This window comes from Streptomyces sp. NPDC051320 (assembly GCF_040682175.1).
GTDB lineage: Bacteria > Actinomycetota > Actinomycetes > Streptomycetales > Streptomycetaceae > Streptomyces.
The window spans coordinates 461,091-474,071 of record NZ_JBFBAL010000001.1; the positions used below are offsets into that span (position 1 = coordinate 461,091).

12 protein-coding genes are annotated in these 12,981 nt (G+C 70.8%); 6 read left to right on the plus strand and 6 right to left on the minus strand.

The genetic code is table 11. From position 1 onward, the window contains the following. Nucleotides 1-48: 48 nt before the first annotated feature. The 4 genes from AB0M87_RS02110 to AB0M87_RS02125 all read right to left on the minus strand — a co-directional run bounded on the left by AB0M87_RS02110 (nt 49) and on the right by AB0M87_RS02125 (nt 4,200). Nucleotides 49-1,299: a ketosynthase chain-length factor gene (locus AB0M87_RS02110; RefSeq protein ID WP_365849348.1), complete on the minus strand. Its 1,251-nt coding sequence runs from the start codon at nt 1,297-1,299 to the stop codon at nt 49-51. Then, nucleotides 1,296-2,564 carry a beta-ketoacyl-[acyl-carrier-protein] synthase family protein gene (locus AB0M87_RS02115; RefSeq protein ID WP_365849349.1) on the minus strand — a complete coding sequence of 423 codons (1,269 nt, stop codon included), beginning with the start codon at nt 2,562-2,564 and terminating at the stop codon, nt 1,296-1,298. The genes AB0M87_RS02110 and AB0M87_RS02115 overlap by 4 nt, the downstream gene beginning before the upstream one ends. Then, nucleotides 2,561-2,995: a cupin domain-containing protein gene (locus AB0M87_RS02120; RefSeq protein ID WP_365849351.1), complete on the minus strand. Its 435-nt coding sequence runs from the start codon at nt 2,993-2,995 to the stop codon at nt 2,561-2,563. Before AB0M87_RS02120 ends, AB0M87_RS02115 begins: the two co-directional genes overlap by 4 nt. A 68-nt stretch (nt 2,996-3,063) precedes the next feature. Continuing rightward, nucleotides 3,064-4,200, minus strand: coding sequence for a SchA/CurD-like domain-containing protein (locus AB0M87_RS02125; protein ID WP_365849353.1), 1,137 nt, complete (start codon nt 4,198-4,200; stop codon nt 3,064-3,066). A 273-nt stretch (nt 4,201-4,473) separates the two neighbouring features. On the opposite strand from AB0M87_RS02125, the gene AB0M87_RS02130 reads away from it, so the two are divergent. Continuing rightward, nucleotides 4,474-6,108, plus strand: a complete 1,635-nt coding sequence (locus AB0M87_RS02130) for an FAD-dependent monooxygenase (protein ID WP_365849355.1) — start codon at nt 4,474-4,476, stop codon at nt 6,106-6,108. A gap of 134 nt (nt 6,109-6,242) precedes the next feature. On the opposite strand, the gene AB0M87_RS02135 is transcribed toward AB0M87_RS02130, so the two are convergent. Both AB0M87_RS02135 and AB0M87_RS02140 read right to left on the minus strand, forming a co-directional pair. Next, nucleotides 6,243-6,914 (minus strand): class F sortase, encoded by a 672-nt coding sequence (locus tag AB0M87_RS02135; RefSeq protein WP_365849357.1) that lies wholly within the window; start codon nt 6,912-6,914, stop codon nt 6,243-6,245. A 140-nt stretch (nt 6,915-7,054) separates the two neighbouring features. Next, complete coding sequence (locus AB0M87_RS02140; protein WP_365849359.1) at nt 7,055-7,429, minus strand: hypothetical protein; 375 nt, start codon at nt 7,427-7,429, stop codon at nt 7,055-7,057. Between the two features lie 279 nt (nt 7,430-7,708). Between AB0M87_RS02140 and AB0M87_RS02145 the strand changes: the two genes are divergently transcribed. The 5 genes from AB0M87_RS02145 (at nt 7,709) to AB0M87_RS02165 (ending at nt 12,960) form a co-directional block, all read left to right on the plus strand. Further along, entirely contained in the window at nt 7,709-8,755 is a 1,047-nt protein-coding gene (locus tag AB0M87_RS02145; RefSeq protein ID WP_365849360.1) for a Ku protein, read from the plus strand. A gap of 1 nt (nt 8,756) precedes the next feature. Continuing rightward, nucleotides 8,757-9,647 (plus strand): non-homologous end-joining DNA ligase, encoded by an 891-nt coding sequence (ligD, locus tag AB0M87_RS02150; RefSeq protein ID WP_365849362.1) that lies wholly within the window; start codon nt 8,757-8,759, stop codon nt 9,645-9,647. 49 nt (nt 9,648-9,696) lie between these two features. Further along, nucleotides 9,697-10,008 (plus strand): zinc-ribbon domain-containing protein, encoded by a 312-nt coding sequence (locus AB0M87_RS02155; protein ID WP_365849363.1) that lies wholly within the window; start codon nt 9,697-9,699, stop codon nt 10,006-10,008. Nucleotides 10,009-10,114: 106 nt separating this feature from the next. Next, on the plus strand, nt 10,115-11,494 hold the full coding sequence (locus AB0M87_RS02160) for an FtsW/RodA/SpoVE family cell cycle protein (RefSeq protein WP_365849365.1): 1,380 nt from the start codon (nt 10,115-10,117) through the stop codon (nt 11,492-11,494). Next, entirely contained in the window at nt 11,491-12,960 is a 1,470-nt protein-coding gene (locus tag AB0M87_RS02165; RefSeq protein ID WP_365849367.1) for a penicillin-binding transpeptidase domain-containing protein, read from the plus strand. Before AB0M87_RS02160 ends, AB0M87_RS02165 begins: the two co-directional genes overlap by 4 nt. The last annotated feature ends 21 nt before the right edge of the window (nt 12,961-12,981 follow it).

The following is a 12,981-nucleotide window of genomic DNA, read 5'->3' on the forward strand; positions in this document are numbered from 1 at the left end:
CGAGGGGTGGGGGCGGAGAGAAGGGTGTGGGCGGAGCGAAGGGCGCGATCAGGAGGGCGGGCCGGCGGCTCCTCGGAGCACCAGCGCCGAGTTCGAGCCCATCAGCCCGCGGCTCAGCACGAGCGCGATCCGCAGCTCGGCGGGACGGGCCGTGCCGGTGACCACGTCGAGGTCGTGGCAGACGTCGAAGACGTTCGGCGTGGGCGGCAGCAGGCCGTGCTCCATGGCCAGTACCGCGGCGGCGGTGTCCAGTACCGGGGCACCGCAGTACGCCCGGCCGGTGCCGGACTTGGGCGCCGTCACCGGTACCCGGCGGCCGTGCGCACCGAGCGCGTCGGCGATGGCGAGTGCCTCGGCGCGGTCGGCGTCCGGGATGCCGAGGGCGTCCGCGAAGACGACGTCGACCTCCTCGGGCGCGCAGCGCGCAGCCCGCAGCGCGCCGCGGATCGCGTGGGCCAGTCCCTCCCGGGAGTCCTCCCAGCGGGAGGCGCCGGTGAAGGTGGTGGCGTGCCCGGCGAGTTCGGCCCGGACCCGGGCCCCGCGTGCGACGGCGGTCTTCTCGTCCTCGACGAGGAACATGGCGCCGCCCTCGGCCGGTACGAACCCGCACGCGCCGGAGGTGAAGGGGCGGTAGGCGCGGGTGGGGTCCTCCTCGGTGCTGAGGCCCTCGTAACCGAGCTGGCAGACCATCGAGTACGGCGCCAGCGGCGCCTCGGCCGCACCGACGACCACCGCGTCGGTGCCACGCCGGACGGCCCCGGCGGCATGCGCGAGCGCGTCCAGGCCGCCGGCCTCGTCGCTCGCGACGACTCCGCACGGTCCTTTGAAGCCGCCACGGATGGAGATCTGGCCGGTACTGGCCGCGTAGAACCAGGCGATGGACTGGTACGGCCCGACGAAGCGGGGCCCCTGGCCCCACAGCCGTTGCAGTTCGCGCTGGCCGAACTCGCCGCCGCCGGAGCCCGCGGCGGTCACCACTCCGACGGCGAACGGCGCGTCCTCGTAGTCGGCGCGGGTCAGCCGGCCGTCGTCGAGGGCGAGGTCCGCCGCCACCATCGCGAAGTGGGTGAACCGGTCGGTCTGGACGAGGATGCGCTCCTCGACCAGCGCGTCGAGTGCGATGTCGCGGACCTCGCCCGCGACCCGCAGCGGGAGCTGCTCGCACCCTTCGCGGGTGACCCGGTCCAGGACGCTGATGCCCTCCTGGGTGCTCTTCCAGAAGGTCTCGGTGCTCGTCCCGTTGGGGGCGACGACACCGATGCCGGTGATGACCGCGCGCCGGTCGTTCGGTTGACTCATGTTTTCCTCCCACGGGGCCGGGACAGCACCACAGCGGACTGGAAACCGCCGAACCCGCTGCCGACCGAGAGAACGCTGCGCAGCTTCGCCGCACGGGCGGTGCGCGGTACGTAGTCCAGGTCGCACTCCGGGTCGGGGGTCTCGTAGTTGGCCGTCGGCGGCACCACCTGGTGGCTGAGTGCCAGTACGCACGCCACGACCTCGATGGCACCGATGGCACCGAGTGAGTGGCCGACCATCGACTTGATCGAGCTCATGGGTATCTCGTGGGCGTGGGCGCCGAGCGACCGTTTCACCGCCGCCGTCTCGTGCCGGTCGTTCTGTTTGGTGCCCGAGCCGTGTGCGTTGACGTAGTCGATCCTGCTGCCGTCCAGCCGGGCGTGGTCGAGGGCGGTGTTGATGGCGTGTGCCATCTCCAGGCCGTCCGGGGTCAGCCCGGTCATGTGGTAAGCGTTGCCGAAGGTGGCGTAGCCCTGGATCTCGCAGTAGACGGTCGCTCCGCGGGCCCGGGCGTGTTCGAGCTCCTCGAGGACGAGCACGGCGCCGCCCTCGCCCATGACGAAGCCGTCCCGGTTGGCGTCGAACGGCCGGGAGGCGTGCTCCGGGTCGTCGTTGTTGGGTGAGGTCGCCTTGATGGCGTCGAAGCACGCCACCGTGATGGGGGAGATCGGGGATTCCGACGCGCCTGCGAGACACACGTCGACCCGGCCCTCCTCGATGGAGTGGAAGGCGTACCCGATCGCGTCCAGGCCGGAGGTGCAGCCCGTGGACACCGTCTGGACGGGGCCGTGCGCGCCGATCTGTTCGGCCACCGCCGAGGCGAGGGAGCTGGGCGAGAAGGCCCGGTGCAGTTCGGGGCGGGCAGGCCGGTGGTCGACGTCCCAGCGGGCGCCGTTGGCACTGACCGCGACGTAGTCCTGCTCCAGCCGGGTGGTGCCGCCGACCGCGGTGCCCAGCGAGACCCCGATGCGCCACGGGTCCTCCTCGCCGGGCTCGAGGCCGGAGTCGTGCAGCGCTTCGTCCGCTGCGACCAGCGCGAACTGGACGTACCGGTCGTGCCGCGCCAGTTGGTCCGCCCCGAGGCCGTGCTCCGCGGGGTCGAAGTCGCACTCGGCGGCTATCCGGGAGCGGAAACCCGCCGGGTCGAAGAGGGTGATGCCCCGGGTCGCGGTGCGGCCGGCTGCGAGCAGGTCCCAGAAGGCCGGTATGCCGGTGCCGCCCGGGGCGACGACACCTATCCCGGTGACCGCCACACGCCGGGTCATGAGGTGGCCGCCGTTCTCTCCGGGGGCGGTCCCTGGTCGATCAGGTCCTCGCCCTCGGTGTCCACGTGCCCCAGCTCGGGACGCGGGGCGAGCGGGCCGAGGTGGAAGACCATCCGGGCCTGCACGTCACCCACGTTGCGGAAACGGTGGCGGACGTTCAGCGGGATGAGGAGCCCCTGGTCGGGGCGCATGCTGTGGGTCTCACCGTCCAGGTCGACCTCGAGGAGGCCGTTCACGACGTACACGAACTCCTCGGAGTACGGGTGGTAGTGCTCGCCGATCCGGTCGCCGGGCTCGATGAGAGCCAGGCCCATGAAGCCGCTGGTCGCCCCCACCGCCGTCGGCGTGAGCATGGCGCGCAGATCGCCTCCGCGCCTTCGGTTGGGCTGGGTTTCGCTGAGGTCCACGATGCGTGGCCGGTGCAGGTTCATGACAGCTTTCTCCTGGGTCTGAGCCGAAGGGCCGGAGCGCGGGGTGCTCCGCCCGGAGGACGCGCGGGTCAGGGTCGGCGCGGGGGGCGGTCCGACGCGCTCCGGTCGGTGATCGGGGTCATCCGGGAACGCTCCAGGAAACCGGCGGCGCCCTCCTCGGTGGTCGGCACGCCGTCCGGGCCGCCGTCGAGCAGGCGGGCCAGCACATGCGCCTTGCGGGGTCCGTCGATGCCCAGCACCTGTCCGGGCCGGGCGTCGACCGGACCTGCGACGTCGACGACCCGCACCACGACGTCGTCCCGCTGGAAGATGGTGCTGCCGGCGACCGGGGTGGTCGGGTCGTCGGCGACCGCCTCGTCCTGACCGGCCAGCAACCGGGCCAGTGCGGTGCCGCACCCGTCCTTGGCCTGGTAGAAGAGCGCGTGCCTGCGGACGTCCGAAGGCGCGTACCGCCCCGCCGACTCGTGATGCACCATCGGCAGCGCGGCCCGGGTGAAGAAGGTCCTGGCGGAGTTGGCATCGGAGAGGTCCCGGTCCTGCTCCAGGTAGGGGTTGAGCGCCTCTTCGACCGCCCTGATCTCGGGCTGCTGGGACACATGGCGCAGCGCCGCCAGCAGATCGCCCTCGACCTCGACGGCCCGTACGACGCGGTTGCCGTGCATGAACAGCGAGGTGCGGCGCAGCCGGGTGTTCTCGTCGACCCGGGCCTCCGGGGACTCGTAGCCGGAAAGGATCTTCGCTACGACATCCTCCGTGCCGGGCTTCACCGTGAAGGTGAGGGCGTGGCGGACCACCCCGTCACCGAGCCGGGGGGCGGCCTGCAGACCGCCCCTGACCGGCGCGGTCCCCGCGCCGGCGGCCGTGTTCCCGGTCTCCCGGAGCACGCTGTAACGCAGCGAACGGGTGTTTCGTACGCAGCTGTGCAGCGGCTGGACCATCTGGACGTGTTCCTCGCTGTTCACCCAGGCGAGGAACGGCGGCGCGGTCTCCCACTCGCTGGTGATGAGCCACTGCGAGGGGTTCTCGATCGACTGGCACAGCTGGTCGCTGACATGGCCGGGTACCGAGGCGACCTGTATGCGCATCTGCTCGTAAGCCTGCAGGAACTGCTCCTGGGCACCCTCGTGCAGGTCCAGCAGCAGTACGACGCGAAGTCTCGAGCCGTCGAAGGCGGACTGGGAAACCCGTTCCGACAAAACCGTCATGGGAACACTCCTTCGAGACGAAACGGCGGTCACCTCCGGGGCCCACCGTCAGTCGTCGGTCATCGGGGCAATCCGAAGCGGGCTCCCGGTCACTCTCCGTGGCCCGCTTCCCGGATTCGGGGCTGTCGCACCCTTGCTCGATCGTGAGCCGGTGCCGGGAGTGGCGCGAGAGCTGGGCACCATGCGGGTGAATGCCGTCCGAAACGAGGCCGTGCCGGGCATGAAAACCCAGACGCTGTTGTCCACCCTGCAGGACCTCTGGCTGGAGCACGCATGAACGAGAAAGTCGACCACCACGTACCGGTCCTGATCGTGGGCGGTTCGCTGGTGGGCCTGTCCGCTTCCCTGTTCCTGGGGCGGCTGGACGTGGAGCATCTGCTGGTCGAGAAGCACGCCGACACCTCGGTGCATCCGCGCGGCCGCGGGAACAACGTCCGCACGATGGAACTGTTCCGCACGGCGGGCGTCGAGTCGCAGATCCGGGAGGCGGCGTCGGTGCTCGCCGACAACCACGGGATTCTGCAGGCCGTTTCGCTGACCGGCGACGACCAGGAGTGGCTGTTCAAGGAGATCGACCCGGGTGGCGGACTGGCGCGCTTCAGCCCGGCCGGCTGGTGTCTGTGCAGTCAGAACGACCTGGAGCCGGTCCTGGTGAGATGCGCCCGCGACCTCGGTGGCGACCTGCGCTTCTCCACCGAGCTCGTCGCCTTCGACCAGGACGCCGACGGGGTGACCGCGGTGCTGAAGGACCGGAGCAGTGGCGAGCGCAGCACCGTACGCGCGGACTATCTGATCGCGGCCGACGGACCGCGCAGTCCGGTCCGGGAGCGGCTCGGGATCGGGCTGTCCGGGGCCGGCGACCTGTTCCACAACGTGAGCGTCACCTTCCGGTCCCGACAGCTCGCGGATGTCGTCGGCGACCGCCGTTTCATCGTCTGCTACCTCACCGGTCCGGACGCGGACGGCGCACTGCTGCCCGTGGACAACCGCGAGCAGTGGGTCTTCCACCTGCCGTGGCAGCCCGACCGGGGCGAGACCCTCGACGACTTCACCGACGCCCGCTGCGTGGCGCACATCCGCCGGGCCACCGGGGCGCCCGACCTCGATGTCGAGATCACCGGCAAGGCGCCCTGGCACGCCGCCGAACGGGTGGCCGACCGCTATGCGTCGGGCCGGGTGTTCCTGGCCGGTGACTCGGTCCACGAGATGTCCCCCACCGGCGCCTTCGGCTCCAACACCGGCATCCAGGACGCGCACAACCTGACCTGGAAGCTGGCCGCCGTACTGAACGGGTCAGCGGGTGCCGGGCTGTTGGAGACGTACGAGGCGGAGCGCCGGCCGGTGGCGGAGGCGACGAGCCGCCGCGCGTCATCCCGCTCGGCGGAGCACAGTCACCCCGGATACGCACCGGTCCCCGGACCGGCCGGCGGCAAGCAGGGCGGACTGCTCCCGGTGGCCCTCGGTTACCGCTACCCCCGTGGCGCGGTGGTCGGAGCCGACCCCGAGCAGCCCGTCGTGCCCGACGGAATGCGCCTGGCGGGCGACCCCGGCTCGCGCGCCCCGCACCTGTGGGTGAGCCGGTACGGCGTCCGCAGGTCGACCCTGGACCTCTACGAACGGTCCTTCGTGCTACTCACCGACGTCGGTGAAGAGGCCTGGCGGTCGGCGGCCAAACGGGTCACCGACCGGTTGTCCGTCCCGCTCGACGTCTACGCGGTGGGCACCGGAGCAGGCGCCGACCTGGTGACCGAGGGCGGCACGGACTGGGCCGAGGCGCACGGTACGACGGCCGAAGGGGCCGTGCTGGTGCGCCCGGACGGGTTCGTCGCCTGGCGGGCGCCGGCAGCGGTGACCGACCACGAGGCGGAGCTGGCCGAGGTGCTCGGCACGTTGCTGAGCCGTCCCTGAGGCGGCCGCTGCCCGTCATGACTGCTGCCCGGCCGGAGTCGTCCCGGCCGGGCAGCGGTCGTTGGGAAGCAGTCGTTGGGGACAGTCATTGGGGAGCAGTCGTGCGAGCGGCGGTCGTGCGAGCGGCGGGCCGTTCAGACAGTCCCGGTGGAGTCGAGGTGGGCGAAGACCACCACGTTGTCCTTGTAGTCCTTGACCTGGTGGTCGTACACCCCTCCGCAGGTGATCAGGCGCAGTTGCGGGTCGGGGGTGTCGGAGTAGACCCGGTTGTCCGGGAAGTCGGCCTTGCTGAACTCCTCGACGGAATCGACCTTGAAGGTGGCGACCGTGCCGTCCTCGCGGGCGATGTCGATGGTGTTCCCGGGCTTCAGCGCGTAGAGCAGCATGAATACCGCGGGCCCGGTCTTGGTGTCGACATGGCCCGCGACGATGGCCGGGCCGGCCTGGCCGGGTGCCGCGCCGCCCATGTACCAGCCGACCAGGTTGTTGTCGTCGGCCGGTGGCGGGTTGAGCTCTCCCTGCGATCCCAGCGAGAGGTTGGTGAAGGGGGCGTTGACCCCGATCGCCGGGATGGAGATCCGGGTGGGTGTCGACCGGGGCAGCACCAGCGTCCGGTCGACGGACGGGGAGGGCGCGGCCGGGCTTGGCTCGGCGGAGGCGACGGCCGTGGGGTGGGGTTCGGTCGTGCCGTTGCCTTCGACGGAGTTGTACATGAGGAGCGCCCCGAGTGCCACCGCCGCGGCGGGCCACAGGAGGGAGCGCCTGTGGTCCGGCGGGGTCGGCTCGGGCGGCTTCTGGGCGGTCATGAGGCGAACCTTCCCTCCACGGGACGACAAAGCGGGTGCGGGAAGCCGGGTACGAAAACCGGCTTCGTGAAAACGCAGTCGCCGCGGCCGCCGTCCCGACGAGACGGCGACCGCGACAGCATGGGGTGACTCGACGGCGATCAGGCGAGGGCGGAGCCCGAGGTGGTGCGGCGGCGCAGCATGTACGCCCCGGCACCGAGCCCGCCGACGAGCAGCACCGTGCCGGCCGCCAGGCCACTGCCCGTCACCGCGAGACCGCCGCCACCGGCGTGCACGCCGCCGTGCGGCTCCTTACCGCTCCATGAGTCGTTGTCGCCGCCCCAGGAGGGGTCCTTCTGACCGTGCTCGGACTGACCGTGCTCGGTGGAACCGCTGTACTTTCCGGAGTCGCCGCTCGACGACGAGCCGCTGTCCGGGGTCCACTGGGTGGGCGTCGCTGCGATGGCCACCGGTGCACCGAAGGAGAGGATCGCCGTGGCAGCCGCGGCGGCGAACAGGGTACGAGCTGTGCGCATGTGGATGTGTTCCTTCCGCCACCACTGCGCGAACCGACACGTCGTCGGCTCTGCGGATTCGCAGTAGGGACGTGCTCACCGTCAACCGGAATCCGACCGCCCACCACCGGAGTGTGCTGCATTAGGGCCATATCTTGGGCCCTCCGGGTGGACATCACGGTTCAATCACCCGTTGGCAGCCAGGAAAGGTGTAAGACCGGCCGGGCAGACGGGGCGGCGTCGAGTTTCGCGGTGACGTGCTCCGGCTTAGCCTGAGAAGCCCCGGGAGAGGAGCGCGCCATGCGAGCGACCTGGAAGGGCGCCATCTCGTTCGGGCTGGTCACGATCCCGGTCCAGCTCTTCACGGCTGCCCAGGAGCACGACGTACCGCTCCACCAGGTGCACGAGGAGGACGGCTCCCGGGTGCGGATGCGGCGTTTCTGCGAGGCGGAGGACAAGGAGATCCCCTACTCCGAGGTCACCAAGGGCTACGAGGCCCCGGACGGCAGCACGATCACCCTGTCGGACGACGACCTCGCGGATCTGCCGCTGCCCAGCAAGAAGGTCATCGACGTGCTGGCCTTCGTGGACGCCGACACCATCGATCCGCTGATGTTCTCCAAGGCCTACTACGTCGGCAGCTCCGACCGGACGGCGAGCAAGCCCTACGCGCTGCTCCGGGACGCTCTGATCGAGACCGGCCAGATCGCGGTCACCAAGATCGCCCTGCGGTCGCGGGAATCCCTGGCGGTGCTCCGCGTGCACGAGGACACCCTGGTGCTGCAGACCTGTCTCTGGCCCGACGAGGTGCGGCCCGCGGCCGGCGTCGCTCCGGAGGGCGATGTCACGGTGCGGCCCCAGGAGCTCAAGATGGCCAAATCGCTGATGGACACCCTCTCCGAGGACTTCGACCTGTCCGCCCTGCGGGACGAGTACCAGGAGGCGCTCCAGCAGGTCATCGAGGCCCGGCTGCAGGGCGTCGAGCCCCCGCACGAGCGGGAGGCCGCCCCGTCCGACGGCACGGTCATCGACCTCATGGCCGCCCTGGAGAACAGCGTCCGGGCGGCGAAGGGGTCGCGGGGGGAGGAGGGCGAAGGGGAGGACGCCGAGATCCACACGCTGCCGGCCGGTAAGGGCGGCAAGAAGAGCACGGCCACGAAGAGCACGGCCACGAAAACCACCGGGTCCGCGGCGAAGAAGAGTTCGGGCACGAGTTCGGGCACGAAGAAGAACACGGCCGCCGCGAAGAAGACCACGGCAAAGAAGACCACGGCCAAAAAGACCACAGCGAAGACCGCGGCGAAGAAGACGGCCGCGAAGAAGACCACGAAGCGGGCGTCCGCCTGATATGTCGCCCCTCACCGAGGTGGAGGGGCGGCGACTGCCCCTCACCCGACTCGACAAGGTCCTCTACCCGGCCACCGGCACCACCAAGGGTGAGGTCCTGCACTACTGCGCCGAAACCGCGGGCCCGCTGCTCGCGCACCTGCGCGACCGGCCGGTGTCGTTTCTGCGCTACCCGGACGGCCCCGACGGGCAGCTGTTCTTCACCAAGAACGTGCCGCCCGGCGCCCCCGACTGGGTGCAGACCGCCGAGGTGCCCCGCTCCCGGGAGCGGACCGCATGCCAGGTGCTGATCCAGGACCTTGCGACGCTGATGTGGGCGGCCAACCTGGTCGTCGAATTCCACACCCCGCAGTGGCAGGCTCAGCACCCCGCCCGCGCCGACCGGCTGGTGTTCGACCTCGACCCCGGCCCCGGGGCCACCGTGGTGGACTGCTGCACGGTGGCGTGCTGGCTGCGGGAGCGCCTTTCGGACGACGGGCTGACCGCCTACGCGAAGACCTCCGGATCGAAGGGTCTCCATCTGCTGGTCCCGCTGGAGCGCACCCCGTCGGACGAGGTGTCCGCGTATGCCAGAGGCCTCGCCATCGAGGCGGAGGCGGCGCTGCCGGAGCTGGCCCTGCACCGGATGGCGCGGGCGCTGCGGCCCGGCAAGGTCTTCGTCGACCACAGCCAGAACGCGGCCGCGAAGACCACGGCCACCCCCTACACGGTGCGCGCCCGCTCGGAGCCGACCGTGTCGGCGCCGGTCACCTGGAAGGAGGTCGAAAAATGCACCGACCCTGCCGAACTGGTCTTCCTGATCGGCGACATCGGGCCTCGGCTGAAGAAGTACGGAGACCTGCTCGGTCCGCTCGTCGACCTCGAGGGGGCCCGGCCGCTGCCCGGCTCTTGACACCGGCGGATACGGTGAACCGCTATGACTGGCCAGGAGGGGACAGAACATGATCATTTTCGGTACCAGAGGCTACATCTACCAGTTGGCGATACTCACCCTGGTGTGCGGCCACTGCGGTAACCCGTCCGCGCACACGCTCCGCAAACGCGTCACCAAGTTCACGCTGTTCTTCGTGCCGCTCTTCCCGCTATCCGTCAAGTACGCCACCCAGTGCACGTTCTGCGGCATGGAGAGCCGGCTGACCAAGGAGCAGGCCGAGCAGCTGCAGGCACAGAGCGCGGGTCAGCCGCACGGCCCGCAGCAGGGTTACGGCCAGGCCGCGCCGCAGCAGCAGGGGCAGAACCCGTACCAGCAGTGAGCGGTGCGCGGGCGGCCCCGGCAGAGCGTCGACGCTTCGGGGCCGCTCCCGCGGCACACCAGGACATTGACGGATATATCGCCCACGTCTTGCTACGTTGCGTGCCATGCACGCAACGACGGCGGACACTCCCCCGCCCGACCCCCGCCGGCCGAAGCGGCGCGGGATCGAACTCGTGCTGCTGTTCGCCGCCGTACTGATCTCCGTCTGCGGCTACATCGACGTCGGACTCACCCGGCACGATTCCGTACCGGCGGATGCCGCGAGCTACGGCGCGGGGCTCGCACTGCTCGCCCTGCTGGCCCATCTCGCGGTCCGCTTCCGCGCCCCGTACGCCGATCCGCTGCTCCTGCCGATCGCGGTGCTGCTGAACGGCGTCGGTCTGGTGCTGATCTACCGCCTCGACCTGGAGACCCGCCACGACACGGCCGCACCCACCCAGCTGATCTGGTCGACCTGCGGAGTGGGGCTCTTCATCGTCGTCGTGGTGCTGCTGCGCGACCACCGCGTGCTGCGGTCGTACGCCTATCTCTCGGTCGCCACCGCGCTGGCGCTGATGATCGCTCCGATCCTCTTCCCTGCGGTGAACGGCGCCAAGATCTGGATCCGGCTCGACGGATTCTCCATCCAGCCGGGCGAATTCGCCAAGGTGCTGCTCGCGGTGTTCTTCGCCGCCTACCTCGCGGCGAACCACCACGCCCTCTCCTACACCGGCCGCCGGATCCGGCGCCTCCAGCTGCCGACCATGCGCGCCCTGGCGCCGATCCTGGCCATCTGGCTGGTCAGCGTCGGCGTCCTGGTGCTGGAGCGTGACCTGGGCACCTCGCTGCTCTTCTTCGGCCTGTTCATCATCATGCTGTACGTGGCGACCGGTCGCGGCAGCTGGGTCACGATCGGCATGCTGATGGCCGGCTTCGGCGCTTTCATGGTGGGTCATCTCGAACCCCATGTCCGCAGCCGGGTCGAGGACTGGCTGCACCCCTTCGCCTCCATCGCGGCCGGCCAGGGCCCGAGCCAGGTCGCCCAGTCGCTCTTCGCCTTCGCCGCCGGCGGCATCCTCGGCACCGGCCTGGGTCTGGGCCACTCGGTCCTCATCGGCTTCGCCGTGAAGTCCGACTTCATCCTGGCCACGGCAGGCGAGGAACTCGGCCTGGCCGGGCTGTGCGCGCTCTTCCTGCTGTACGGACTGATGGTGGCCCGCGGCTACTCGGCGGGGCTGGCCCTGCGGGACTCCTTCGGGCGGCTGCTCGCCGTCGGCCTCGCTTCCATCCTGGCGATCCAGGTGTTCGTCATCGCGGGCGGGGTGATGGGGCTGATCCCGCTGACCGGCATGGCCATGCCCTTCCTCGCCCAGGGCGGCTCCTCGCTGGTCACCAACTGGGTGATCGTGGCGCTGCTGATCCGCCTCAGCGACTCCGCCCGCAGGCCGCGCCCGGACCTCGTCGAACCCGGAGTCGTCGCGCCGGTCGTGGAGACGGCGTCATGACCCGCAACATCCGGTGCGCCGCCGCCTGCTGCGTCCTGCTGCTGCTCGCACTGCTGGCCAATGCGACCAGGGTGCAGGTCATCCAGGCCGACTCGCTCGGCAAGAACCCGGCCGACCGGCGGCAGATGATCGCCCGTTACGCGCAGCCGCGCGGCAACATCCTGGTCGACGGCCGGACGGTGACGGGATCGAAGGACTCCGGCGAGCAACTGCGCTACGAGCGGACCTACCGGAACGGGCCGCTGTACGCGCCGGTCACCGGCTACGCCTCGCAGACGTACGGCACGGCGCTGATCGAGAACGCCGAGGACGGCATCCTGGCCGGCACCGACCCGCGGCTCACCCCCTTCCCGATGTGGAACCAGCTGACCCGCACCCGGGAGCCGGGCGGCGATGTGGCCACCACCATCGAGGCCCGGGCGCAGGAGGCCGCGTACGAAGGGCTCGACGGCCGGCGGGGCGCGGTGGCCGCGATCGAGCCGGCCACCGGCCGGATCCTGGCGCTGGTGAGCAGCCCCTCGTACGACCCCGGCGCGCTCTCCGGTACCGGCCCGGGTGTCACCCGGGCCTGGACGGGGCTGAATGCGCTCACCGGCCGGCCGATGCTGAACCGGGCCATCCGGGAGACCTACCCGCCCGGTTCGGCGTTCAAGATCGTGACGGCGGCCGCCGCGCTGGACACAGGTGTGGTCTCCGACATCGACGAGAACACCGACACCCCCGACCCGTACCTGCTGCCCGACACCACGACCGAACTGCCCAACGAGGCGAGCGACTGCGGCCACGCATCACTCGCCTACGCCATCGAGGTCTCCTGCAACACGGTGCTCGCCCATCTGGGGGTACGGGTCGGGCTCGGCGACATGGTGGCCGCTGCACGGAAGTTCGGCTTCAACGACAGCGGCCTGAGGATTCCGTCGGGGGTCGCCCGGAGCAACTTCGACACCGACATGAGCCGGGACCAGTTGGCGCTCTCCTCCATCGGGCAGTTCAACACCTCGGCGACCCCGCTGCAGATGGCGATGGTCTCCGCCGCGGTCGCCAACGACGGCGCCCTGATGTACCCGCACCTGATCGACCGGACGCTCGACCGGCACGGCGGCACCGTTCACCGGACCGGTCAGAAGCCCTACCGGCGGGCGATGAGCGCCCCTGCGGCCGAACAGCTCCAGCAGATGATGGTGGACGTCGTGTCACAGGGCACCGGCTCCAGCGCGGCGATCCCCGGCGTCACGGTCGGCGGCAAGACCGGCACCGCGCAGAACGGTGTCGGCAACGCCGGTCTGCCGTATGCCTGGTTCATCTCCTGGGCGCGCGTCGACGGCGCGAGCCGGCCGGCGGTGGCGGTCGCCGTGGTGGTCGAGGACGCGTCGGCGGACCGCGCCGACATCAGCGGCGGCGGCTTCGCCGCGCCGATCGCCCGGGCAGTCATGGAGGCGGCGCTCAGCGAGCGGGACGACCGCTGAGCGGGGCGGCCCGGCAATCCG